The organism is Novosphingobium resinovorum, from assembly GCF_001742225.1.
Lineage (GTDB): Bacteria > Pseudomonadota > Alphaproteobacteria > Sphingomonadales > Sphingomonadaceae > Novosphingobium > Novosphingobium resinovorum_A.
This window is the reverse complement of the sequence record NZ_CP017078.1, coordinates 254,548-279,277: the sequence shown is the minus strand read 5'-3', so window position 1 is coordinate 279,277 and position 24,730 is coordinate 254,548. Positions and strand designations below refer to the sequence as shown.

The 24,730-nt window shown below is 57.0% G+C and carries 19 protein-coding genes and 7 pseudogenes; 12 read left to right on the top strand and 14 right to left on the bottom strand.

Annotated elements, in window-relative coordinates:
• The first annotated feature begins 20 nt into the window (after window positions 1-20).
• Window positions 21-1,745 (top strand): ISL3 family transposase, encoded by a 1,725-nt coding sequence (locus tag BES08_RS30760; protein ID WP_155276029.1) that lies wholly within the window; start codon window positions 21-23, stop codon window positions 1,743-1,745.
• A gap of 123 nt (window positions 1,746-1,868) precedes the next feature.
• On the opposite strand, the gene BES08_RS32550 is transcribed toward BES08_RS30760, so the two are convergent.
• The 8 genes and pseudogenes from BES08_RS32550 to BES08_RS34840 all read right to left on the bottom strand — a co-directional run bounded on the left by BES08_RS32550 (window position 1,869) and on the right by BES08_RS34840 (window position 8,388).
• A complete protein-coding gene (locus BES08_RS32550; RefSeq protein ID WP_083274964.1) occupies window positions 1,869-2,618 on the bottom strand; it encodes a LuxR family transcriptional regulator in 750 nt (249 codons plus the stop codon).
• Window positions 2,619-2,680: 62 nt separating this feature from the next.
• Window positions 2,681-3,511: a dihydropteroate synthase gene (gene folP, locus BES08_RS30755; protein ID WP_069710404.1), complete on the bottom strand. Its 831-nt coding sequence runs from the start codon at window positions 3,509-3,511 to the stop codon at window positions 2,681-2,683.
• 361 nt (window positions 3,512-3,872) lie between these two features.
• Window positions 3,873-4,037 (bottom strand): annotated as a pseudogene (locus BES08_RS32545) (transposase domain-containing protein); the annotation flags it as partial.
• 37 nt (window positions 4,038-4,074) lie between these two features.
• Window positions 4,075-5,298: an IS256 family transposase gene (locus BES08_RS30750; RefSeq protein WP_069709383.1), complete on the bottom strand. Its 1,224-nt coding sequence runs from the start codon at window positions 5,296-5,298 to the stop codon at window positions 4,075-4,077.
• A 57-nt stretch (window positions 5,299-5,355) separates the two neighbouring features.
• Window positions 5,356-6,768: pseudogene (gene tnpC / locus BES08_RS30745) on the bottom strand (IS66 family transposase); the annotation flags it as partial.
• Window positions 6,769-6,828: 60 nt separating this feature from the next.
• Window positions 6,829-7,176: an IS66 family insertion sequence element accessory protein TnpB gene (tnpB, locus tag BES08_RS30740; RefSeq protein WP_069710366.1), complete on the bottom strand. Its 348-nt coding sequence runs from the start codon at window positions 7,174-7,176 to the stop codon at window positions 6,829-6,831.
• Complete coding sequence (gene tnpA, locus BES08_RS30735; protein WP_069710365.1) at window positions 7,173-7,535, bottom strand: IS66-like element accessory protein TnpA; 363 nt, start codon at window positions 7,533-7,535, stop codon at window positions 7,173-7,175. The genes tnpB and tnpA overlap by 4 nt, the downstream gene beginning before the upstream one ends.
• Window positions 7,536-7,635: 100 nt before the next feature.
• Window positions 7,636-8,388: an IclR family transcriptional regulator domain-containing protein gene (locus BES08_RS34840; protein WP_083274962.1), complete on the bottom strand. Its 753-nt coding sequence runs from the start codon at window positions 8,386-8,388 to the stop codon at window positions 7,636-7,638.
• 499 nt (window positions 8,389-8,887) lie between these two features.
• Here BES08_RS34840 and BES08_RS32535 point away from each other — a divergent pair, with 499 nt between their 5' ends.
• Window positions 8,888-9,946 (top strand): maleylacetate reductase, encoded by a 1,059-nt coding sequence (locus BES08_RS32535; protein ID WP_083274961.1) that lies wholly within the window; start codon window positions 8,888-8,890, stop codon window positions 9,944-9,946.
• 310 nt (window positions 9,947-10,256) lie between these two features.
• Here BES08_RS32535 and BES08_RS34835 read toward each other — a convergent pair whose 3' ends face one another.
• Complete coding sequence (locus tag BES08_RS34835) at window positions 10,257-10,505, bottom strand: integrase core domain-containing protein (protein ID WP_420873483.1); 249 nt, start codon at window positions 10,503-10,505, stop codon at window positions 10,257-10,259.
• Window positions 10,439-11,110, bottom strand: a pseudogene (locus BES08_RS30730) (IS3 family transposase); the annotation flags it as partial. The pseudogene BES08_RS30730 and the gene BES08_RS34835, both read right to left, overlap by 67 nt.
• A 14-nt stretch (window positions 11,111-11,124) precedes the next feature.
• Here BES08_RS30730 and BES08_RS32530 point away from each other — a divergent pair.
• The 4 genes and pseudogenes from BES08_RS32530 to BES08_RS30715 all read left to right on the top strand — a co-directional run.
• Window positions 11,125-11,363, top strand: a pseudogene (locus BES08_RS32530) (transposase); the annotation flags it as partial.
• Window positions 11,364-11,955: 592 nt separating this feature from the next.
• Window positions 11,956-13,314, top strand: coding sequence for a Rieske 2Fe-2S domain-containing protein (locus BES08_RS30725; protein ID WP_069710364.1), 1,359 nt, complete (start codon window positions 11,956-11,958; stop codon window positions 13,312-13,314).
• A 24-nt stretch (window positions 13,315-13,338) separates the two neighbouring features.
• A complete protein-coding gene (locus BES08_RS30720; protein ID WP_069710363.1) occupies window positions 13,339-14,778 on the top strand; it encodes a glutamine synthetase family protein in 1,440 nt (479 codons plus the stop codon).
• A 131-nt stretch (window positions 14,779-14,909) separates the two neighbouring features.
• Window positions 14,910-15,251, top strand: coding sequence for a 5-carboxymethyl-2-hydroxymuconate Delta-isomerase (locus tag BES08_RS30715; RefSeq protein WP_069710362.1), 342 nt, complete (start codon window positions 14,910-14,912; stop codon window positions 15,249-15,251).
• Between the two features lie 320 nt (window positions 15,252-15,571).
• Here the strand turns inward: BES08_RS30715 and BES08_RS30710 are convergent.
• Window positions 15,572-16,580 (bottom strand): annotated as a pseudogene (locus tag BES08_RS30710) (IS3 family transposase); the annotation flags it as partial.
• 68 nt (window positions 16,581-16,648) lie between these two features.
• On the opposite strand from BES08_RS30710, the gene BES08_RS30705 reads away from it, so the two are divergent.
• Window positions 16,649-17,680 (top strand): IS110 family RNA-guided transposase, encoded by a 1,032-nt coding sequence (locus tag BES08_RS30705; protein WP_069710361.1) that lies wholly within the window; start codon window positions 16,649-16,651, stop codon window positions 17,678-17,680.
• Window positions 17,681-17,942: 262 nt separating this feature from the next.
• Here BES08_RS30705 and BES08_RS30700 read toward each other — a convergent pair.
• The 3 genes and pseudogenes from BES08_RS30700 to BES08_RS32525 all read right to left on the bottom strand — a co-directional run.
• Window positions 17,943-18,281: pseudogene (locus tag BES08_RS30700) on the bottom strand (transposase); the annotation flags it as partial.
• A 214-nt stretch (window positions 18,282-18,495) separates the two neighbouring features.
• The gene (locus tag BES08_RS30695; protein WP_069710360.1) at window positions 18,496-19,716 is read right to left on the bottom strand and encodes an NAD(P)/FAD-dependent oxidoreductase; all 1,221 of its coding nucleotides are present in this window, start codon (window positions 19,714-19,716) and stop codon (window positions 18,496-18,498) included.
• Window positions 19,713-20,036, bottom strand: coding sequence for a 2Fe-2S iron-sulfur cluster-binding protein (locus BES08_RS32525; protein WP_083274970.1), 324 nt, complete (start codon window positions 20,034-20,036; stop codon window positions 19,713-19,715). The genes BES08_RS30695 and BES08_RS32525 overlap by 4 nt, the downstream gene beginning before the upstream one ends.
• 508 nt (window positions 20,037-20,544) lie before the next feature.
• Here BES08_RS32525 and BES08_RS30685 point away from each other — a divergent pair.
• The 5 genes and pseudogenes from BES08_RS30685 (at window position 20,545) to BES08_RS30670 (ending at window position 24,535) form a co-directional block, all read left to right on the top strand.
• Complete coding sequence (locus BES08_RS30685) at window positions 20,545-21,456, top strand: glutaminase (protein ID WP_069710403.1); 912 nt, start codon at window positions 20,545-20,547, stop codon at window positions 21,454-21,456.
• Between the two features lie 131 nt (window positions 21,457-21,587).
• Entirely contained in the window at window positions 21,588-21,854 is a 267-nt protein-coding gene (locus tag BES08_RS33515; protein ID WP_156800082.1) for a hypothetical protein, read from the top strand.
• Window positions 21,772-22,641: pseudogene (locus BES08_RS30680) on the top strand (8-amino-7-oxononanoate synthase); the annotation flags it as partial. The gene BES08_RS33515 and the pseudogene BES08_RS30680, both read left to right, overlap by 83 nt.
• Complete coding sequence (gene bioD, locus BES08_RS30675) at window positions 22,638-23,279, top strand: dethiobiotin synthase (RefSeq protein ID WP_069710358.1); 642 nt, start codon at window positions 22,638-22,640, stop codon at window positions 23,277-23,279. The pseudogene BES08_RS30680 and the gene bioD, both read left to right, overlap by 4 nt.
• Complete coding sequence (locus BES08_RS30670) at window positions 23,276-24,535, top strand: adenosylmethionine--8-amino-7-oxononanoate transaminase (RefSeq protein ID WP_069710357.1); 1,260 nt, start codon at window positions 23,276-23,278, stop codon at window positions 24,533-24,535. Before bioD ends, BES08_RS30670 begins: the two co-directional genes overlap by 4 nt.
• Window positions 24,536-24,730: the final 195 nt, after the last annotated feature.

Below are 24,730 nucleotides of genomic sequence, written 5' to 3'. Positions count from 1 at the left end.
GCACTTCGCTATTGGCGTGCATGAGAACAAAATCAAAATGGTCGCCCGGTCCGGGCATCAAGGTCCAAAGCATCGCAACCAACGGCGACGGTGACTGGGTTGTGTCGGCTTGCGGACCATCCTCGGGCATTTGTCCAGATTGCAGGAAACAGAGCGCACGTCGGCACGGCTGGTCGTACCGCAGTCTTCAGGACCTGCCGATCCAAGGCAATGAAGTGACGGTAAGGCTTCGGTTGAGCCGCTGGCGTTGCAGTTATCGGCAGTGCGGGCGGCAAACATTCTCGGACCCGATCCCGGATATTGCCTCGCCCTACGCCCGCAGGACAAAGAGGGTCGCCAACATAGTCGGCCTTCTGGGGCACGGCACAGGCGGACGCCCGGGAGAGCGCTTGATGAACCAGCTCGGGATGCCGGTCAGCGACGACACCATCCTTCGGCACTTGAAGCGCATGGCTTTACAGATCGACGACGAGCCCCCCGCTCGGATCATCGGTATCGATGACTGGAGTTGGAGGAAATCGTGGCGCTACGGCACGATCATCGTTGATCTCGAGCGCCGAAAGGTCATGGACATTCTCGAGGACCGGAGCGTGGCGAGCGTTGCACAATGGTTGAAGCGGCATCCCTCCATTGAGGTGGTCAGTCGAGATCGATGCGGGCTATACGCGCAGGCTGCTCGTGAAGGTGCCCCGCAAGCGTCTCAGGTGGCTGACCGCTTTCATCTCTTCCAGAACCTGCGTCTTGCGATCGAGGAACAGATGAGCCTCTCCGGCCGAGCTACAGGCAGGGCACTGCTGCCAGACGAGGACATCGAGACTGATCATGACGATCGAGCTTTGCATGAGGAGGCGCCTGGAATGCGGTTGCGCAATCAGCTTCGACGGACACATAGGCAGTCCCGGAAGGAGGTGTTCGAGACGGTGCACGCCTTGAGCAAAGAAGGCCTGACCTGCTCGGAGATTGCGCGTCGCACTGGATATGGCCGCCGCAGCATCGCGAAATGGCTGACGTTTGAAACGCCACCCGACCGACGCAGGGGAGCGTTGCAGCCGACATCTCCCCTGTATTTCGAAGCCTTTCTCACCCAATGTTGGAAGGACGGCAACCGCCGTGGGCGGCATCTGTTTCATGACATCAAGCATCGCGGGTACACCGGCAGCTTTTCCAATCTTGAACGCCTCCTGGCAACCTGGCGCCGCGCCGAGAGACCGGAATCGGATAAGGATAAGGATAAGGATAAGGATAAGGATGATGCGGCGCCGGCTCGGGTTGGCGTCGTCGACAGTACATACGATAATGCGCCTGTGCGTGATCCGCACACTGGCCACTGGATCTCGCCGGTTGTCGCCGCTGCTCTCTGCATCAAGCCGCGCGGCGCGCTGACCGTCAATCAAGAGCGGAAAGTGGACGCCCTCAAGCAGGGATCAGATACCTTTGCGACTTTGCGCAGCTTATCCATGCGGTTTCGCGGAATATTTCATAGCCGAAATTCGGCAAGGCTCGAAGATTGGATTGATGATGCCATTCATTCTGGCCTGGTTTTCCTGGCCCGTTTTGCCCGCGTCCTTCGCCGCGATATCGACGCCGTCTGTAACGCCATCGACCTGCCTTGGAGCAATGGTCAAGCGGAAGGTCAGATCAACCGACTGAAGACGATCAAGCGCGCTATGTATGGCCGAGCGGGTGCAGAGCTTCTCAGAGCGCGGATGATGCCCATCCAATTGTCCGATCTCCACACAAAGTGAGGCAGACCCCAATAAAGTTGATGTAGTAGTCAGCTGTAATGAGCTGTATCATGGACCGCCTCCGTCTCTGGATTGACCGGGTCCATTGAAGGGCGAGCAAGATGATTGAGTCACCTCCCGCAACTACGGGAGGTGACCCAGCGGATGGGGTCGATGTCCAATCAATTTGGATTCTGTGACACGGGCCACCGCCTGCACGATTGTTCGTACACCAAGTTTGGCTTTGGCGTTTTCGAGATAAGTTGCGACTGTGTGCCGCGAAATGCCGAGAATAGTTCCGATCTCCCAGGCGGATTTACCTTGAGCGGCCCATTCAAGACATTCTGCCTCGCGGGCTGATAGCGACGCGCCGGTAATGGGTCTATTGCTGCCAATTTTCCGCTGGGCGTGCGCATGAAAATACATTGCCATTAACTGCAACACGCGTGCGTGCTCGCCAATAGTTCGTTCGAACTGCGGTCGCCGCTCGTCGGCGGCAAACGTCACCGCTGCAACTGGACCCCTGTTGCTGTGAATGGGAATCGTAAAACCGTAACGAATGCCGAACCTCGCGGCCTCCTCGAACAATTCTTGCGATTTTGAGGGCGCCAACGATCCGATTCCGAGACCCCATTCAAAAGGCTCGGGTTGGCCGAGTGCCTGAACGATCACGGGGTCAAAGCGCTCATAATGCCTTTGCAAATAATGGGTTGTCCAAGCTAATGGATAGTTTGATATTAACCCGGCCTGGCCTCCTGTTTTATCCGGCATGGAGAGGTACGCGAAACAGGACAGATCGAACGCCGCTGCTGCCTGCGACATGGCATCGCGAAGAGCATCTGAATTCGACGCGCTCGAAAGGCAATCAATAAAATTCTGAAATATCCGATGCATTGATCGTGGTTTCTTGTACCGCTCGTGCTTGCGGCCATTGGGGGATGAGACCGTTCCGGCGGTCAGCCTTTGCTGCTGAAGTGACCCTTGTTCGAGTTCACAGCCGATAACACCGCTAGGCCGTCAGCCAATGCTCCAGCGTCGTGAGTACGAATATAACTAACTCCCGCCATAGCAGCGAGCAGCTCCGCTGCAAGCGTCGCTGACCCGATTTTCTCAACAGCTTTGCCTGTTACCTTCCTTAAGAAGGACTTTCTAGAAGCGGATATTAAGAGCGGTAAGCAGAACCTATGTGAAAAGTCCTCTAGATTAGCGAGGATACGAAGAGACGCTTCGGGATTGGCACTTAAAAAGAATCCCATGCCTGGGTCCAAAATGAGCCGCTCTGGCGCAATACCAGCGTTAATTAGGGTAGCGATACGCTCTTCAAAAAACCGAAACGAATGCAGCCACACCTCGTGTGGCGAAAAGTCAGATTCTGTTGCACGGTTGCCAGCTTGCATCGAATGCATGACGATGAGTTTGCATTTGGCCACTGCAAGATCGGCGTAAATGCTAGGCTCGGAAAACCCCGTGATGTCGTTCAGAAATTCTACTCCTCTCGAAATTGCATAGCGCTGGGTTTCTGCTCGAAAGCTATCGACCGAGACGGGAATCTTAGCTTTATGAAGCACGGTGATAACTGGACTTAGTCGCCGAATTTCCTCTTTAGAATCCACCAACTCAGCGTTTGGATTACTGGCGGCTGGTCCTAGGTCAATGATGTTGGCGCCATGCTTCCATAATCCATTCGCGTGCGCGATCGCGGACTGCTCATCCAAGAACAAGCCTCCGTCAGAAAAGGAGTCGCTGGTCATGTTCACGATCCCAAGGATCTGAGGGATATCTTGCATCAATCGGCTCCCGGCCACATCGTGGCGTTCTAATTCAGATGGCGCGATTCTTAGCCCTCAGGCGGAAGGCCACTGTCTTGGTGAAGCACCTCGGTGAAGCTGTCGACGACCGCACGTTTGTGTCGTTCCCACCGAGTTCTTCGATTCTTCCACTCAAGTCGCAAGTGTTCGCGCTCCTTGGTGCGCGCATTTCAGTCCCGGTTCCAACGCATCGAGCGTCTGTCTCGTTTGGTTGGCTTGCGTCGGCCTTGACGAATGAACTGAATAGCATAGTTTGTGGTCACTTCTTCGATCAATTCGCGGTTCTCGCCGATCATGCCGGCAACTTGGCTGAGTGTGTAGACGAACCTCGAGCGAGCCATCAGGCGGCCTCGCATCGAGCTTTTGCAGGCGTCCAGTTCCAGGGTAGCAGGTCTTCAAGTCGATCCTTGGGGTGATCCTGGATCCGGGTCAGGACATCTGTCAGATAGACCTCCGGATTATGGCCTTGCAGTTTGACCGTCTCGATGATGGTCAGAATGTGGGACTGTCAGGAATTCCGTGTGTGGGCGGGCGGTTGAACATTACGCTGCCATGGCCTTGATGAAGCGTTCTCCGAACAGCACGGCGAACTGGGCCTTGGCCATGGACCACTCACGTGGCGGCATTTTCCACTCTTTCTCGGATCGGTTCAAGATCAGATAGAGCAGCTTGGTCGCTGAATCGTCGCTGGGAAAGTGCCCCCTGGCCCTGACCGCCCGTCGAAGCTGGGCATTCAACGCCTCGATGGCGTTTGTCGTATAAACGATGCGGCGGACCTCGTCGGGGAAGGCAAAGAACGGGATAACCTCGGCCCATGCACGGCGCCAGCTCTGGCCGATCGCAGGATAGCGCCGACCCCATTCGCCGGCCTCGAAGGCTGTCAGGGCCTCCTCGGCAGCGATGGCATCGGTGGCGCGGTAGACGGTCTTCAGTGCACCAGCGAGCGCCTTGCGGTCCTTCCACGACACGAAGTCCATCGAGTTGCGCAGCAGGTGGACGATGCAGGTCTGGACGATCGTCTCTGGGAACACGGCGGTGATGGCCTCTGGAAAGCCCTTCAGGCCGTCTACGACGGCCAGCATGATGTCCTCAACACCGCGGTTCCTCAGCTCGTTCATCACCCGCAGCCAGAATTTGGCGCCCTCGTTCTGCTCGATCCACAGGCCCAGGACGACCTTGCCGCCATCGGCACGCACGCCTAGCGCGATGTGGATAGCCTTGTTGCGGACCAGACCTTCGTCACGGATCTTGACCCGGATCGCGTCGAAGAAAACCAGCGGATAGGCCGGATCGAGCGGTCGGGCCTGCCAGGCGGCGACCTCTTCGAGCACGGCGTCGGTCACCGTCGAGATCAGGTCCGGCGAGACGTCGATACCGTACAGATCGCGCAAGTGCCCGACGATCTCCCGTGTGCTCATGCCGCGCGCATACATCGAGACGATCTTGTCGTCGAAGCCCGGAAACCGGCGCTGGTACTTGGCGATCAGTTGCGGATCAAAGCTGGCCTGACGATCGCGCGGCACCTCGATCTCGATCTTGCCGGTGTCCGTCACCACCGTCTTGCGGCCATAGCCATTGCGGCTGTTCCCGACCTGCGAGGCATCGCCAAGGTGGTAATCCATCTCGGCGTTGAGCGCCCGTTCGGCCAGCGCCTTCTTCAATGAATCCAGCAGGCCGCCCTGCTGGAGCGCACTGGCCGCATCGCTGCCGGCCAAGAGTTGATCGAGTAAATCAGCCGGGATCGCCGGCTCCTTGCGTCGAGGCATACAGGGTCTCCTTCTTACCCATTATGCCCGCTCACACACGGAATTCCTGACAGTCCCCAGAATGTTGGCGATGCGCTCACCGCCCTTGTCTGAGCCGGCAAACAGCCAGTTCTTCCTTCCAATTCCAAGCGGTCTCATGGCTCGTTCAGCAATGTTGTTATCGATTTCGACCCGGCCATCGTCGATGTAGACGCTCAAGGCTGCCCATCGCGACAGGGCGTATCGCATCGCCTCGGCCAGCTTCTGCTTCTGCGGCAAAGTTGAGAGCGTGGTTTCAATCCAGGCCTTCAGCTCATCCAGAACGGGCCGGGCATGTTCTCGGCGCAGGGTACGACGCTCGTCAGCCGACATGCCTCGGATACGGTTCTCGATATCGTAGAGAGCGCCGATGCGCGACAGCGCTTCCTCAGCGATCGGAGATGGCTTCAGCTTGATCACATCATGGAACTTGCGCCGCGCATGCGCCATGCAGGCGGCCTCAACGATCTGGTTGCCGTAGAGTTTCTTGTAGCCCCCATAGCCGTCGGCATGCATGACGCCGCTGAAGCTTGCCAGGTGGTCAGCCGGATGCGCACCCCTGCGGTCAGGGCTGTAGTAATAGGCGATGGCTGCGGGAGTGGCGGATTGATAGCCACTGCCGTCGAAGACGTAGACCCAGACTCTGCCGGTTTTTGTCTTGCCCCGTCCGGGGTCGAGAACATCGACCGGGGTATCGTCCGTATGTATTCGGTCGAGCGCGGCGATATGGGCCCTGATCAAGAAGACGAGTGGTGTCAGCAAAGCGGATACGCGGCCGACCCAGTCGGCCATCACCGATCGGGAGATGTCTATCCCCAACCGTTCGTACATCTCCGACAGACGGTAGAGGGGAATGTGATCGTCGAATTTGGCGATCATGATATGGGCGAGCAGTCCCGGCCCGGGTTTGCCGCGCTCGATCGGCAGGGTCGGCATCTCGCCAGCCACCGTCGTATCGCATTCTCTGCAGATCATGCGCTTTTCGACATGGCGGACAATCTTGACCGACGCCGGCACGTGTTCCAGCACCTGGACTACCCGGTCGGGCGCTTTCAGGAACGAGGTGCCACCGCAGGTCGGGCAATTGCAGGGAGCCGCATAGACCAGTTCCTCGGCGGGAAGACCATCGGGCAGAGGCCTACGCTTCGGCTTCTCGGATGCGTCGTCCAACTCCGGCAGAGGAGTTTTGCCGGAGCGCAGTTCAGCCTCGGCACGGGAGGCCTCGATCTCCTCCAGCATCAGCTCGAATTGCTCGATCTTCCGGTCGATCTTTTCCGAAGAGGCGCCATGCTGCCGATGTCGGAGCAGCTCCAGTTGCGCGCGAAGAAGTCCGATTATGGAGTCACGCTTGATGACCTCGGCTTCCTGGCTCTCAAGCTTCGCCGCCTGTTCGGCGACCAGTGCGCGCAAAGCAGTGAGCTCGTCCTGACTGTCCAGCGGCGCTGTTTCCATACCCGTAAACGTAGCCGATTTGCGCCAAAAACGCCAGTAATTCCCTGCAAAATAGGTGTTTTAGCCCATTCTCGCCGGAGCCGAAGTCCACGCCGGCCGACGCCAGTCGATCCCTTCCACGAGCATCGAAAGCTGCGCCTGCGTCAGGTGCGCCACGCCCTCTTTAGCCGTCGGCCAGGGAAAGTATCCGCGCTCCAAAATCTTGTAGAACAGGCAAAACCCCTGACCGTCCCACCAGAGAAGCTTGATCCGGTCAGCTCGCTTTCCGCGGAAGCCGAAGATCGCGCCCGAGCCGGGGGCCTCCTTCACGACCGTCTCGACCAGCGCCGATAGACCATCAATGCCACGCCGCATATCGGTCACTCCGCAGGCCAGATAGACCCGCACATTCCCCGATGGCCCGATCATGCCGCCTCCACGCAAGCGACCAGCGGGCCAAGCAGCTTCAACTCAACGTCAACCGGAACCTTCAGGCGCCGACCGTTTCGAAGCAAGATCTCGACGATCGCCGGCCTCGTTGCCGCCGTAGTCGACTGGCTTACGCCAACCTCCTCGGTAATTTCCACCGGGAGAAACACCGTCGGTCGATCGGCATAGCTGAATGATTGCCGCCACAAGCGGATCTGGCTCGGATGAATGTCGTGCCGGCGCGCCACATCGCCAATGCGAGCACCGGGCTCATCAGCTTCCGCAAGTATCCTCAGCTTCGCCTCGTCCGACCAACGTCGTCTGCGTTCGGTACCGGACATGATCTCCATGCGAGCCATGAAACCTCTTTGTTCTGGTATTAATGCCAGCATTAATGCTGGTTCGAATGCCAGAACATCGCCTGATTTGCCCGATCAGCAAAAACAGCTCACCGGACGCTCACGGAAGAAATTCGTTGAGCATCTTTTTTGTCGGCGTACTATCGGCAAGTGCGCCTATATGCAATGCCGCAGCTGTCCGCCCGTCGTAAGCTAAAAGTGGCACGGCGATGGATCGATAGCCGACCTCAACTTCTTGATCTGAATAGGCATAACCATGCTTTCTGGCCTCAAGAATAGAGCGTCGAATTCCACGCTTATCAATGATTGTTTGCGGGGTATATCGCACCGGCTTTAAGCGCTCGATAAATTCGCTGAGTTGGTCATCAGGGAGCGCAGCAAGTAGCGTTCGTCCAAGCGCTCCGGAGGCCGCCGGAATGCGGTAGCCCATGCCAATCCCCATGGCCGTAGCCCGACGGGGCGATGCTCGTGCGACAATGACTACGTCTTGGTCATCTAGGACAGCGGCCGAGCACGTTTCTTGCGCCAACTTACAAATTCTCTCGCAAGCCGGCTGAAGCACGGCGGACAGTGAATTTGATTGCAAATATGCTGAGGCGAGGCGCAAGATCCCAGGAGACAGTCGGAATAAGCGCCCTTCATTCTCTACGTAACCGAGGTGTCCGAGCGTGAAAAGCGCTCGACGTACTGTCGCTCTGGGAAGATCGACTATTTTGGCTATGTCGCTTAATGTCATCTGATGATGCTGTGCGTCGAACGCCGTAATTACGCTAAGCCCCCGCGCCAGTGCTCCCAGGAAATCTGGACTCTCTGAGTTCTCATCTGCATGTATTGTCGTGGTCTTCTTTTCCAATTTGGCGGCTCCTCAGTAATAGTAACTCTAAACTTTATCTTCCTAAGCTCGGCTATGGCATGCTTTGGGTCTCAGTGTCAGGCCTGCGTGCTGCGTATTGGCCTATTGTACTGCCGCTCAAATGCTCAATGAACCCGCATTACCAATTGCGAAGTTGCATCGAGCGCGTTTTTCAGAAATTGAGCGCACCATCAAGGTTCGGTAAGCGCACAAATGTAACAATTCTGACGCGGACCAGCAACTTCTATTAACGAGGGACTGGATTTTTTTGCGCCCATTGAATATGCTCCAGTGACGAACATATGTGCGATATACGAACAATCTGACGCTGCAGAATAAGGCTTCGCCAGTGATTGCGAAGCGCTGAAAAGTCGTCGTCCGGGTGTTTGTTTGGCCAGCATCAAACGAACCTTTTTGCGGCAAAGGCAGCGCACTCCACTGCCCGGACCGCGAAGGTTAGTCATTCTAAGAATGACTATGGGAATAGGTAGGATCGAAGATGCGAGCATTCATTCACACCGGCGCGGGCCCACGAGTGCTGTTCGGCAGCGGCGTTATCGCTGTGCTCGAGGAGGAACTTCTAAAACTCGGTTGCCGTCGGGTGCTGTTGGTGTCGACCTCTGGACAGATGACTGCGATCAGTCGGATAGCCAACCAGATTAAGGGCTTGGCTGTGAACGTATTCCCGGAAGCCCGAATGCACACACCAATAGAAGTAACAGAAAAAGCGATCAAGCTCTCTAGAGACTTTCGCGCGGATTGTACGATTTCCTTTGGCGGGGGCTCCGCCATTGGACTCGGCAAGGCCATCGCGCTCCGAACGGATTTAATTCAAGTCGCCGTACCTACAACTCACTCGGGGTCGGAAATGACACCAATCGTTGGAGAGACAGTCGACCATACGAAAACTACGCAGCGAAGTCCGAAAGTCTTGCCCGAACTCGTCTTATACGATCCCGAACTTGCTGTTTCGGTCCCCCCACTAGTTGCCGCAGGATCGGGATTTAACGCGATCGCTCATGGGGTCGAAGGCTTGTATCAGGCGGCAGATGTACGTGTTTTGGCGGAAGAAGGTATTGAGGCCCTTGTAGGCAGCCTAAAGCGGATTGTGAGAAATCCTAAAGACGTGGAAGCCCGTTCGGATGCGCTTTACGGGAGCTGGCTGTGTGGCCGATCCTTGGCTAGCGCAACGATGGCACTGCACCACAAGCTCTGCCATATACTTGGTGGAGCATTCGATCTTCCTCACGCGCCGATGCATGCTCTGCTTCTGCCGCATACGGTAGCGTATAATGCGGGAAGCACAGGAATTGAAATTCAAAGATTATCTTGCGCAGTTGGTGCTTCGGACCCGGCCGCCAAGCTTTACGAGCTACTCAGAGAATTGGGCTTGCCGTATTCCCTTCAACAGATCGGGATGCGTGAGGAGGATCTCGATAGCGCGGTCAACCTCGTAATGCGCAGCGTGCACTGGAACCACCGTAGTCTCGATAAGGATAGTATCCTCGCGATGTTAAAGCGATCATTCACGGGTTCCCCACCCCAACTCGATGTGTAAGGTGCTGGGGGACGCGCGCTTCGCCAGTGGACATTTTCGCAATGAGGGGAACGTGTACAGCCCCTTACGGCACGTCCGCGAAGGCAACTGAATCTGGGTGAGCGCCGGGTGGCGCCATCGGTCTGTTCGCGATCGCGGTCGTTCTTGATCGCGGGCTGGCGACGGGGCAAACCGGACACCCTGTTGCATTAGTCCGACTACGGAAGCTGACCTGAGCCCCAAGCTTCATCCAGCGACGGGAAGAAAATCCTTCGATTATTTGAGCCTGTGTGGCTCGGTGATGCAACGGGACGGGGCGCGGAGCCCCATATCAGCTCATGCGGTCCGTCCCGTTGCATGTCGCACGCGTGGAGCTTGGCGTAGGTAGCCGGTGGAAAGATTTGCCGATCGCGCTGTGAGGGCGGACGATGTTGTAGTCGTCCTGCCATTCGGCAAGGACTTCGCGGCATGGTTGAGGGACGAGAACAACGTCTCGTTCAGGAGTTCGTCGCGCAGGCGCCCATTGAAGCTTTCTACGAATGCGTTCTGCTGAGGCTTGCCTGGTGCGATGTAGTGCCATTCGATCCTGTTCTGCTGTGACCATCGCAAGATGGCCATGCTGGTAAATTCGGTGCCGTTATCGCTGACGATCGTTAGCGGGGGACCACGCCGGGCGATCACCGCATCGAGCTCTCGGCCGACCCTTGTGCCCGGGAGCGACGTACCGGCAACCAATGCGATGCACTCGCGGGTAAAATCGTCCACCACGGCGAGCATGCGGAAGCGCCGGCTGTCGGTCAGCGTGTCGCTGACAAAGTCGAGCGACCAGCGATGGTTGGGGCCTTGGGGCAATGTCATCGGAGCCCTTGTTCCCAGCGCTTTCTTGCGACCACCACGCCGTCGAACCTGAAGCCGCTCCTCGGCGTACAGACGCCGCAGCTTCTTGTGATTGATCAAAACGCCATCGATGCGCAACAGCAGGGGCAGGCGACGGTAGCCAAACCGCCGCCTGATATTGGCCGGTTCGCGCAACCTCGCGCGAATGACAACATCGTCGGGCCGCACGCTGCGATAGCGTACCGAGGTTCGATCCGCTCCGATGACCGCACACGCCCGCCGCTGGTTGACCTCAAAACTTGAACAAAGGTGAGCCACAGCTTGTCGCTTCGCGACGGGCGTCACCATTTTTTTGAATTGAGATCCTTCAACATGGCGTTGTCGAGCATCGCTTCACGGAAGAGCGGATCATCGCGGTCCTGCGGGAGCACGAGGGAGGCTCGAAGACCGGGGACGTTTGTCGCAAGTACGGGATCAGCAGCGCGACGTTCTACAAATGGAAGGCGAAGTACGGCGGGCTCGATGTGTCCGAGGCCGCCGCCTGAAGGTTCTGACCGACGAGAATGCAAAGCTAAAGAAGCTGCTGGCCGAACCTCGACTGCTTCATCTCCGTCTCCCTTGAAGTGACGGATTCTACCAATTTTTGGCGGAAGTTCAGGGGCTCAGGTCAAAGCCAACACATCTGTGCTTGATCGGCTGATGGCCGATCACATCGTCGTTTCTTCGATGACCCAGTCACGCAACTTGGGGACAGCGCCGCGGTGGAGAGCTTCATCTTGCCGTTGAATACCGCATGAACCGCGCGCAGCGTCTAGATCGCTCGATGAGGCTAAGCCCAACGTGTCGCGAGTACTTAAATCATCCGGAGCGAAGGCACTTCCGCTATGAAACCGGATACGTGCGCTCGACAAAATAATCCGCTTGCTTTCAGAGCGCCGTGGAGGCATTTTATTTCGGACAAACGTTCGTATATCGCACAAAACGAAATGCGCCTGTTTGTCTGATGAGGAGAACAAGCGCAGCCAGATGTGTACGGCGACAAGAGCCGAAAGCAGCTGATGCAGAGAGTGTCGCGATACGTAGCGGCGGCTGGCGAAAGTTAGACGCTCAAGCAGATCCGAAAGACAGACAACCTTACGCTGAGGCGACATATACCGCCCGGAAGAAATCAAGATCGAAGGAGAATCCAGCCCATGATGAGTCAAGAGCAAAACGATCTCATTAGCCGAGTAGGCCCAGCGACAGCCGCTGGCAAATTGATGCGGATGTATTGGCAACCGGCGGCCCTCGTGGACGAACTCGATGGCCCCAGGCCGATTATGGCCGTCAAGCTTCTTGGGGAGAACCTCGTGCTCTTTAAGAGCGAGGACGGACAGTATGGGCTGATGGATCGTGACTGCCCGCATCGTGGCGCTGACCTAGCATTTGGGCGGCTCGAACGCGGTGGGCTTCGTTGCGCTTTCCATGGTTGGTTGTTCGACGCAAGCGGGCAGTGTCTGGAGACCCCGGCCGAGCCAATAGGCTCGTCGCTCTGCAAGAATATCAAGCAGCGCGCCTACCCCGTTATGAAGAAGGGGGGTATTCTTTGGGCATACTTAGGTGAGGGCGAGCCGCCGGCGTTTCCTGATATTGACTGCTTCGCCGCGCCCGAAGCTTACACCTTCGCCTTCAAGGGGCTGATGGAGTGCAACTGGTTGCAGGCGCTCGAGATCGGGATCGATCCGGCGCATTCTTCATTCTTGCACCGTTTCTTCCAAGACGAGGACGCATCAACGGCATACGGAAAGCAATTCCGCGGCACGTCTGCCGACAGCGAAATACCGATTACAAAAATCATGCGGGAATGTGACCGCCCGATTATCAACGTTGAATTGACAGAATACGGTCTTCGGTTAATTGCTTTGCGCGAAATTGACAGCGAACGAACGCACGTTCGTGTCACCAATCAGCTATTTCCGCAAGCGTTCGTCATCCCGATGAGCACGGAAATGATGATCACCCAATGGCACGTGCCGATCGACGATGAGAATTGCTATTGGTACGGAATATTCACCAGCTATACGACGCCGGTGAATAAGGAGAAGATGCGAGAGCAACGTCTGGAACTCTACGAACTTCCAGAGTATCGCTCCCGAAAAGACAAATCCAACGACTACGGGTTTGATCCACACGAGCAGGCGACCGACACCTATACCGGCATGGGAGCGGACATCAACGTCCACGATCAGTGGGCGGTGGAGTCGATGGGTGCAATCCAGAACCGCACACGTGAGCACCTGGGTCAAACTGATAAGGCAATTATCCAGTATCGAAAACTGCTGAGGCAAGAGATCGAAAAGGTTGCTTCGGGAGGCAAGCCGTTGATGTTCCTAGATGACGCAAATGCGCGAAGTATTCAGGGGCCAGCGTCAATGGATGGCATCGGTCCGACAAAAGGTTGGGAAACCTACTGGATGGAAGTCGACGTCAAGAGGCGGCGGGGCGCTCCCTGGGCTGCCCCGGTGCCATCAGATATCGCGCAGAAAATTTCTCGTCTAACCGCCGCTGAGTAAACCGCAGCCCAGGGAGAGTTCACTTTGAGTTTCGTCAAGAATTATAATCTATGGTCTGCTGAACAGCACGAAGCAGCGTCTCGGTTCCGGCAACTCGCGGAAGAGAAGGGTTTGCAAACCGTTCGATTCTCGTTTCCCGATCAACATGGGGTTCTACGAGGCAAGACGCTGGTCGCAGGCGAGGCGTTGGCCTCACTTGAGGCTGGCTGCTCCGTCACGACCACGCTCCTGGTCAAGGATACTTCGAACCGCAATGTATTCCCGGTGTTCACTCCGGGCGGTGGTTTCGGAATGAAGGAGATGCAGGGCGGTAGCGACATCGTGATGGTGGCGGACCCCAGTACGTTTAAGGTATTACCTTGGGCACCCACTACCGGTTGGTGTTTATGCGACCTGTACTTTACCGACGGACGTCCTGTGCCGTTTGCTACGCGCGGATTGTATAGATCTGTACTCGAAAAACTTGAAAGGAGAGGCTACAATTTTAAAGCCGGTGTCGAGGTCGAATGCCACATCTTCAAACTCGAAAGCCCGCGTCTCGCGTTAACCGACGCGGGATTACCCGGGCAGCCCGGCGAGCCGCCAGCCGTAAGCCTCTTGACGCAGGGTTATCAATATCTAACCGAGCAACGCTACGATCAGATGGAGCCGGCCCTAGAGCTGATTAGGCGAGATATTGTTGAGCTTGGTTTGCCCCTGCGTTCAATCGAAATCGAGTTTGGCCCAAGCCAGTGCGAGTTCGTTTTCCAACCGACCGTAGGAATGGAGTCTGCGGATTTAGTGACCTTATTCCGCAGTGCGGTAAAGCAGATCTGCACGCGGAATGGGTATCATGCCACATTTATGTGTCGGCCGCGAATTCCAAACGTGATGTCGTCGGGATGGCATCTTCACCAAACCTTGGTTTCCGTGGCAAATGGTGAAAACGCGTTTATGTCTAGAGATGAGGGGCTTTCCCAACTCGGAAAGCAATACATGGCGGGGTTGCTTGGCCACGCGCGTGCGTCGGCCGTTTTCTCCACTCCCACCATTAACGGATACAAGCGATATCGCTCGTACTCGCTCGCTCCTGATCGGGCCATTTGGGGACGTGACGATCGAGGCGTGATGATACGGGTGCTTGGTGGGCCCAGTAACCAAGCAACGCGTCTTGAAAATCGTATAGGCGAGCCGGCGGCCAATCCATATCTATATATGTCCTCTCAAATTCTGGCGGGACTTGATGGAATCGACCGTTCGCTCGATCCTGGACTGTCGTCCGATACGCCCTACGAGACCAAGGCTAGTCTGTTGCCCACATCCTTGCGAGAAGCGGTCCTCGCTCTGAACGAAGATACCTTTTTCCGGAACGCCTTTGGCGAACAGTTTATTGACTATTACGTTCACATTAAAAACGCAGAAATTGAACGGTTCCAATCAGAGGTCAGCGAGTGGGAGCAACGCGAGTATTTTGAGCTATTTTGACATGATGAGTGCCGATCTATCGGTCTGGCGTGCACCTGCTCAGCACCAATGAAACGGTGTACGTCGCCATTTGATCGATTGTGATAGTCAGGGCAAATCTTCCCGTAACGCGGTCCCAAGGAGCAATTTCGTTGCCGCACATCGTTTGTCACTATTCGCTCGACCAGAGCATGCCACCGTTATCTGAAATCCTTTTGGAACTTCATCGCGCGGCCGCTGCCACAGGTATCGTCAAAGCTGAAGATTTAAAGATCCGCGCCCAGGCTTTCGATAATTATCTCGTCGCCGGTGAGGCGAAGTCCTTCTTTCACGTTTCGTTTTACATGATTGTCGGGAGGACACCCCAACAGAAGGAGGCCCTGAGCGTCGCAATACGCAAAACGCTTGTCGAACTTCTGTTGCACACTTACAGCATTAGCATCGATGTTCGCGACATGGACGCCGTGGCCTACAAAAAGCATCTGAAATTTTGAAGATTTAGAGATCGCGGACGAGGTTTTTGCTCGGTCGGAGACACCCGGCACATCGCTGCCGGCTACAATTTCCGCCGGCTCATCCGATGGATCAGGCCCTTATTGCGCCAAATCCTGACCGTGCTCTCTCCGGAACTTTTGATCAATCCGGCCTGAGATCAGAGTTCTTCACGGAAGACTACAGAGGGAGGCCTTTACAATCGACAGGACTGCAGGACGCGAAGACCCACTATCTAAGCTTTCGATTGTCCGTCGTCAGATAACTTGAGACTAATCAGGCATTTCGAGAAAAGAGGCTCTGGCTCATCAGGGGGTAGAGTTTAAGCGGCCTGCAGTCGATGCTGCAAGCGACGGTTTGCGATGGTGGCGCGCTTGATGCGCTGACGTTCGGCGAGAATCATCTCAGCCCTGCGGAAATAGACGTCGGCGGGAGTGAGGTTGTTGATGCTCTCATGATAGCGCACGTGGTTATAATGCTCGACGAAGGCATTGACCTGCTGCTCCAGGTCTCCAGGCAGATAGTAATTGTCGAGCAGAATGCGGTTCTTCAGGGTCTGGTGCCAGCGCTCGATTTTTCCCTGGGTCTGCGGGTGATACGGGGCGCCCCGCACATGCTCCGCCCTTGTCTTCGAGCCACGTGGCGAGATCGCCTGCCACGTATAACGAACCGTTATCCGAGAGGAGCCTCGGTCGATGCACGACGGTGGCGCCATCGAGGCTGGCGGCCGCGAGCGCCTGTTCGAGCGTCGCCGTGACGTCGGGAGCGCACATGGTGGGACCAAGTCTCCAAGTTACGATGTAGCGCGAGAAGTCATCGAGCGCGGTCGATAGATAATACCAGCCCCAGCCGGTGATCTTGAGATAGGTGAAGTCGGTCTGCCAGAGCTGGTTGATGGCGGTTGTCTTGTCCTTGAACTCATTCGCCGCCTTGATCACCACATAGGCCGGACTGGTGATCAGGTCGTACGCCTTCAGCAGCCGATAGACCGAAGCCTCGGAGACAAAGTACTTTCGTTCGTCGGTGAACCGCACGGCCAGCTCGCACGGCGACAGCTCGGGAGCCTCCAACGCCAGGTCGAGGATCTGGCCTCGCACATCGTCCGGAATCCGATTCCAGACGCGGTCCGGTCGGGACCGGTGGTCAGCGAGCGCCTCAATGCCGCCCTCGCGGTAGCGATCGTACCATCTATAGAACGTGGCGCGGGGGATGCCGAGCTTGTCCAGCGTGCGCTTGGCCGGCAGGTGCGATTGCTCGACCAGCTGGATGATCTCGGCCTTCACGGATGCAGGATACCTCATGCCTCGTCCTCCCCATCCCCGTTCATACTTATGGAATGGCTCGCCCCTCCTTCCTGGCGCATTGTTGCTCAGGATCCATCAAGCATAGGAGTAGAGCAATGCAGATCGCAATTCTGGGTATCGACCTTGGGAAGAATAGCTGCAGCATGGCAGGTCTCGACGAAGCGGGGCGCGTTCTCCTGCGCCGTCGCGTGCGGCGTGAGAGCGTAATCAAATTCGTTTCGGGCCTACCGGCCTGTGTGGTTGCAATGGAGGCTTGTGGTGGGGCTCATCACCTCGGACGCCTGTTTCAGAAACAGGGGCATGAGGTACGGCTAATGCCACCGGAATATGTCCGTCCTTACGTCAAAGCGCAGAAGAACGACGATCGTGACGCGGAAGCGATCGCCGAGGCCGCCAGCCGGCCAGCGATGCGTTTCGTTGAACTGAAAAGCGAAGAACAACTCGACATGCAGATATTACATCGCGCGCGTGATCGCCTTGTTGCAGAGCGAACAGCGCTCATTAATCAATTGCGGGCCATCTTGCTGGAGCGTGGGATCATCATGTCTCGAGGCCGCAGAAAGTTGGAAACTAGCCTCGCGATGTTGATGGATGCAGATATTGCTTCTGTCAGCCCAAGAATCCGGACCCTCATCGAGGACATGCAAGGTCAATGGCACGATCTGGATCGTCGCATCGCGGCGTTTGATGAGGAGTTCAAGGCTTATGCCCGCTCGGACAAAGCATGCAGGCTTCTGGTGACGATCCCGGGTGTGGGTCCTTTGAACGCAACAGCTTTCGTGGCGGCGATCGACAATGCGCAGGCATTTGGCCATGGTCGGGATCTTGCTGCCTGGCTTGGCCTTGTGCCCCGTCAGATGACGACCGGCGGACGGCCTAAACTCTTGGGGATCAGCAAGAGAGGAAATGGTTACTTGCGCAAGATGCTGATCCACGGTGCCAGAGCAGCGTTGCCGACGCTGTCAAAAGGTCAGACAATCCTTGGAAGCTGGCTGCGGAGTTTGTTGGCAAGAGCGCATATCAACAAGGTCGTCGTCGCGCTGGCTGCCAAGATGGCGCGGATTATCTGGTGTGTGCTGCGGAACGGTACCGCTTTCGAGGCAGTGGCGGTGAGAGAGCCTGCATAATCACAACCGGTCGAGGACCGTTCAACATATATGACGTCCAAGACCTTCGAATGTCTGTGGGTGGTAGTGTGAAGATGGCCGACAGTCGAACGGCATTTCGAAAACCTGATTAAAAAAATGGCGATAATCGCCGTCATGCTTATGAGGATCGGAATGCGCGGAGCTCCATCTTGGCCAGGATACGTTCCTGAGACCGGATACGTTGGTGCAGATTGATCAGCCAAATTAACAAAACACTTGCAGACGGGGCGAGCCATACGTTTTTAAGCAGACGGTTCTCCAGGATCAGATCGGCCACGACCTCCTTGAGGGCGGTGGCCTCGCGACGAAGATCCTTCACCTCGCCGGAGGTCGCGGCGCGCGCCGTGTCGCCCGCCAGCCGGCGCTTGCCAGCTTCAAGGAACTCCTTCGACCAGCCGTAATACATCGAGGCGGCGATGCCCTCGCGGCGACACAGCTCGGAGATATTCTCATCGCCGCACAGTCCCTCCAGCACGATGCGGATCTTCTCTTCCGCCGAGTACTGCCGACGGGTCCGACGCCGGATGTCCTTCAGCACCTGTTCTGCCGGCGCTTTGCCCGGCCCGGATTTCTGTTTCATCTCGCTCCTTACGGCTACGATGAACCATCAATCCTCCCTACCTGAAGTCCCTCAATTTGTCTCAGGGGCGCTGACGGGGGACAAGCTTTCGATGAACTCGGGTCCCTCTCGCTTCTTCCGCTTGAGTTTTGGCATTTCGTGTGAGCCGTACCGTGCCCCAGCCGCTTGCTTAGCAAGATCCCGCATCTTCAGACCATACATCATCGTCGCCCGATCATCTGAGAACGGATTTAAGGTCAAAGGACAGGTCAGCAATCCGGTCAGGGTGCGGGGATATTCCCTCTGCAATGAGCCGGCGAGCGGCCATCTGGTCTCCAGGTCGGCTGACGCTGTCCACCGCGATCAGCTTGCCCTGCTTGTAGTAGAAAACCGAGAATTTTCCGTCGCCGATCGAACCCCGTATCGCCTGCGCGTCGAAGTTGTGTGATATCCCAACTATTTGCAGCTTCGCGTCGTACTGATCGGACCAAAACCGCGGCACGGTCGCATAAGGGGCTGCGTTCCCGGCGATCGCTAGACCCGCGGCTTTTGCTTGATCTTGGGCGTTCTGAACGGATTCAAGACGAAGCCAATCGCGCCCGAAAGTGTTGTAGTGCGTTGCGCAATCTCCTGCGGCGAAGATGTCGGGGTCGCTGGTGCCCCCGTGGTCGTCGACTACGATTCCGTTCGTGCATCTCAAGCCCGCATTTCTCGCGATCTGATCGTTTGGAAGGCCTCCAACGCCGATCAAGACGAGGTCGGCCGGGATTCGCCCCCGAGTCTTGCCGCTAACCGAAGCGACGCGGCCGTTTTCCCCGTCGATCGATACCACCGTTTCGCCAACCGCTATATCCACACCGTGCTGCAGGTGCATGTTGAGCAGATATTCGGAGACAGTCGGTGATACGGCCCGCTCCAAGATTCGCGATGCGCTTTCGAGCACGGTGACCCTCTTCCCTAGCTTACAGGCCGAGGCTGCTACCTCCAGACCTATGAACCCGCCACCGACAACGACGATTTCAGAAGCGCGCCGCAAGGAAGTCTTGAGAGCGATCGCGTCCTGCATTGTCCGCAGATATCGGACACCTTCCAAATCGGCTCCTGGAAGAGGCAATTTTCTCGCACGGGATCCGGTCCCAATCAGGAGTTTGTCGAAGACCAGTTCGGAACGGTCGCCAAGCACTATCTTTCGCGACCGTCTGTCGATCTCCATGGCGCGGGCGCCGAGCAATAAATCGATAGCTTTATTGGCGAAAAAAGCTCTATCGCGCAACACGAGGTTTTCTTCTGTCGTCGCGAGGTCGACAAGAAAATCTTTCGACAACGGGGGACGTTGGTAGGGCAACCATTCTTCGTCGGAAACGATCGTGATTGGCTCGGAAAATCCGGCATCGCGTGCGGAGAGTGCACCTTGCACGCCTGCATATGACGACCCGATGACGACGAGACCAGTCATGATTGTGCCTCTGGTACATAGATCGTGAGCGTCTCGGTGGGAAATGGCGATTTGAGTTGGCAACTCAGCCTGCTATTCGATTTTCGTGGTGATGCGACCGTGGCCAAGAGCTCATGCTCATCGTCGTTGGGCGAGGGAAGCGCGGCGACCTGCGCGATGTCGACGTAGACGTGACACGTAGCGCAATCAAGGCAACCGCCACATTCACCCTCGATTCCGGGTACACCATTGCGGACCGCGGCGAGCATAACGCTGACCCCGGATACTACCTCGATCACGCTGTCTCGGCCGTCCGGCTGGACGAATCTCACTTTGGACATCCTCATCCTCATTCGTTCGCTTATCGAACATACGTTCTTATATAGAACATGACTAAAGCATTCTCCCGCTAATTTCAAGATATTTGGTCCCAAAGGGGAGAAGCGCCGTGCCGCCGGAGCATGGGGATTTGGGCTTGTGCTGATGCGAAAAAAACGCAAATATTCGAACCGTTGTTCGTATAACGAACCGAGGCGACGGCGCGAAGTTGCGCGCTTGGAATGCAGTTGTTGGGTGCGAACAGCAGATGTTGTCGTGGCAGGGTCTTCCATCCATAGCGGGCGATGGGTCGCCTGGCCGCGTCGGAAAGGCATCAGGGTTCTCTGCTCGCCCAGCAGGCAGATCGAGCGGGCTTCGTTTTTGCCGATATAACTGGGTACCTCGGATGAACTCAGATCGAACCGAGGCCCCGTGGATCGGAGAGGGTATCCATTGAGGAGGTTGGTTGAAGTGATGGCATCGCCGTCGGCGGCGAAGACCGAACGTTTGGATCAAAACCAGTCTTTACGGATGATCCTTGATGCCATCCTACGCCAAGTGTCGGTGAGGCGCGATTACGGCGCGTTGGCGGAATACATCGCCCCGCTCGGCAGGATTGATCCTGGGAAATTCGGTATTGCGGTCGCCATGCGGGACGGAGGAGTAATCTCGGTCGGCGACGCAGAGGAACCGTTTTCCATCCAGAGCATATCGAAGGTGTTCGCGCTTACATTGGCTCTCGGCAAGATCGGGGATGCGCTGTGGGAACGGGTGGGTCGTGAACCCTCGGGAAATCGGTTCAATTCGATCGTGCAGTTAGAGTACGAGAATGGCGTTCCGCGAAATCCATTCATCAATGCGGGGGCCATCGTTCTGTGTGACGTTCTACTCGCTGGACATGAACCGAAGGAAGCCATCGGGGAAACGCTCCGATTCCTCCGGTTTTTGTCGGACGACGATGGAATACTAATCGATTCCGAAGTGGCCGCTGCTGAGAAGACCGGAGGATTCCGGAACTTCGCCTTGGCGAATTTTATGATGGCGTGCGGGAATCTTCTTCATCCCCCCGAACTCGCGCTTGGGGTCTATTTTCACCAGTGCGCGGTAGCAATGAGTTGCCGGCAACTTGCACTCGCAGGTCGATACCTTGCGTTCGGTGGCGTTAATCCTTCCACCGGCCGATCGGTAGTGTCGCCGCAGTGCGCTCGTCGTGTCAACGCTCTCATGCTGACTTGCGGGCACTATGACGGTTCCGGTGACTTCGCTTTCAGTGTTGGTGTCCCGGGCAAGAGTGGCGTTGGAGGAGGCATTCTGGCGATTGTGCCGGACGTAGCGTCCGTTGCGGTCTGGTCGCCTGGTCTAAACGAGCACGGCAATTCCAAGTTTGGGACTGCCGCTCTTCAGACCCTTACGACGGAAATGAACTGGTCTGTGTTCGGATGAATTGCTTGCCGCAGCCCGAATAAGGCGCATTCGAATGAACCGACGGCAGGTGATCAGACCGACTATAGGGTCTTCTTTCCGCGCTGCAGCGGAGAGTGGTGGATCTTTCGGCTTCCTAAGGAGAGCGTGCGTTGACGAACGATGAAACGGCACCGACTCGGCTGATCAACGGGCGAATTTACAAGTCGGCCGACGATCAGCGCCCAGCAGATGCACTTGTTGTTCTCGACGGCAAGATTGTATGGGTCGGCGACAACAGCGACGTGCCAAGCGCGAGACATACCATAGATCTGCAAGGAGCCACGGTACTTCCTGGCGCTCTATTTTGGTGGCGGTTATGTCGCGAATTTCACAATCTTCTCGACTCTGCCGCAACGTGGGGATCTCGTGGTCCATGACGAATTGATCCATGCAAGCGTCCACGAAGGTCTGCGTCGGGGACGTGCTGATTTCGTCGGGGTTCCGCATAAAAATGTCGACGCCTTCGATGCAGCGATCGTCCGCTGGCGTGCGGCCGGAGGCAAAGGTCGGCCCTGGCTTTCGGTTGAAAGCCTCTACAGTATGGACGGCGACAGCCCTGACCTGGCTGAACTGTTTGCTGTTGCGGATCGCCACGAGGCCATGGTCGTTATCGATGAGGCGCATGCTACCGGCGTGCTAGGGCCGCAGGGGCGGGGGCTCGCTGCACCCTTCGAGGGGCGCGACAATGTCATCACACTGCATACTTGCGGCAAGGCACTTGGCACGGTTGGCGGGTTTATCCTTGCGCCGAGAATTATCCGCGACTTTCTTGTCAACCGCGCCCGCCCTTTCATCTTTGCGACCGCACCTTCGCCGCTGATGGCCGCGGTCACACGCGTGGCCCTGGAACTCTCCCGAACCAATCCCGAGCGCCGGGATCGACTCGCCCGTTTGGTTCAATTCGCGGGAAGCGAGCTTCGCCGTCGCTGCAACATCGAGCCCTCCGGTTCGCATATTCTTCCAGTTGTCATCGGCGACGATCAGGCAGCTGTCTCTCTCGCAGCTTCCTTGCAGCGCAGAGGTTTTGATATCCGGGCGATACGTCCGCCGACCGTTCCCGAGGGCACTGCGCGCCTCCGCATCGCGCTGACGGCGAACGTCGATGAGGCCATCGTCGTAGATTTGTTTGCAGGACTGGCTGAAGACATGCGGAAAGCCGCATGACTGCGCGCATTATTGTAACTGGTACCGATACGGGCGTTGGCAAGACTGTGTTTTCGGCCGCGCTCGCTAGTGCACTTGGTGCGATCTATTGGAAGCCGATCCAGGCCGGTCTCCTGGAGGAGACAGACAGGCAAACGGTCCTGCGGCTTTCCGGTCTGTCCGAAGAACGCGTGTTGCCGGAAGCCTACCGGCTGAAGACGCCGGCCTCGCCGCATCTTGCTGCCGAGATAGACGGCATTACCATCGATCCAGACGCGCTCGTTCTGCCGAAGACGAACCGGCCGCTGATCGTGGAGGGGGCGGGCGGGTTGCTGGTGCCGTTGACGCGCGAAGTCGCTTACATCGATGTCATCGGGCGGTGGCGAGCGCCGGTGGCGCTATGTGCCCGCACGACACTTGGAACAATTAATCACAGCCTCTTATCGATAGAGGCTCTGCGCACTCGCGGCATTCCGCTTCTGGGCATCGTCTTCATTGGTGACGAGAATGCCGAATCCGAGCGGATCATCATCGAAATGGGTCATGCCCGGCGCCTTGGCCGTCTTCCACATCTCGCGCCGCTAACCGGTGACGTGCTGCGGGCGGCCTTTGCGCTCCATTTTAATACTGGTGATTTCCTGAAGGACTCTGCCGGATGAAATCGATGTCTCCCGTATGGCATCCGTTCACTCAGCATGCATTACAGCCAGAGGCGGTGCTGATCGCCGGAGGTGAGGGCGCCTGGCTCGAGGCCGCCGACGGTCGCCGTATCTTCGACGCCATTTCTTCTTGGTGGGTCGTGACCCATGGGCATCGCCATCCGCACATAGTGCAGGCGATCAAGGACCAAGTGGATCGTCTCGATCAGGTGGTCTTCGCTGGCTTTACGCATGAGCCGGCAGAAAAGCTTGCAAGACATCTCATTAGGATTGCGCCACCGGCGCTTGAATACGTCTTTTTTTCTGATAGTGGGTCGACGTCGGTCGAAGTCGCGTTGAAAATGGCGCTTGGCTTCTGGCGACACCAAGGTGAGAGCCGCAGCCGTATTCTGGCTCTCGAAGGCGCCTATCATGGCGATACGGTCGGCGGTATGTCGGTTGGTGAACGTGGTGTCTTCAATGCGCCCTACGATCCCCTTCTGTTCGATGTCGAGCGGCTTCCATTTCCATCCGTGGGCCGTGAGCAGGCGACACTGGATGCGTTGAACGCAGCATGCCGGAAGGGGGCGATCGCCGCGTTCATCGTCGAACCCTTGATCCTCGGCGCAGGCGGCATGCTGATCTATCCTCCCTGGGTTCTTGCGGAAATGAAACGCAATTGCGAAGCCCACGGCGTTCTCTTTATCGCCGATGAAGTGATGACAGGATGGGGACGGACCGGTACACTGTTTGCTTGCGAGCAGGCTAGCGTCGCGCCGGACATCGCGTGTTATTCTAAGGGGCTTACCGGAGGCTCACTGCCGTTGGCGGTGACTCTCTGCCGCGCAGACATTTTCGACGCGCATTATTCAACGGATCGAACTAGGACCTTCTTTCATTCCAGTTCATATACTGCGAACCCGATCGCTTGTGCGGCCGCTCTCGCGAATCTAGAGATTTGGGAGCGAGAGCCTGTGATGGAGCGCATCGCGGGTGTGACTGCTTTCCATACCAAAGGCCTCGATGGCTTCCGCGACGACCGGCGTTTTGCGAATGTCCGCCAGATCGGGACCATCGCAGCGCTCGACATCGCAGCGACTGATGCCGGCTATATGGCCGATATCGGTCCCCGGCTCTATCGGGGCTTTCTCGCGCGGGGGGTGCTTGTCCGGCCGCTTGGCAACACGATCTACATCATGCCGCCATATTGCAGCACGGCGGGCGAACTCGATCTGGTTTATGACGCGATCGGCGAAATTGCGGCCGAGATCGAATGAAATACAGCCCCGCAGAAAGCCTGAAGAATCCAGTCCCGACTTACAATAGTCGGTGAAAGCGTCCATTTGCGTTGTTCCTCCCATTGCTTGAGAGACTGCACCATCTTTTCAACGATTGAGCACTCGACTTGGTGCCCGTCGATCAAGAACGTTACCTTGCCTGAAGCTGACGATTTCTCGATTGTGCCACCAGCC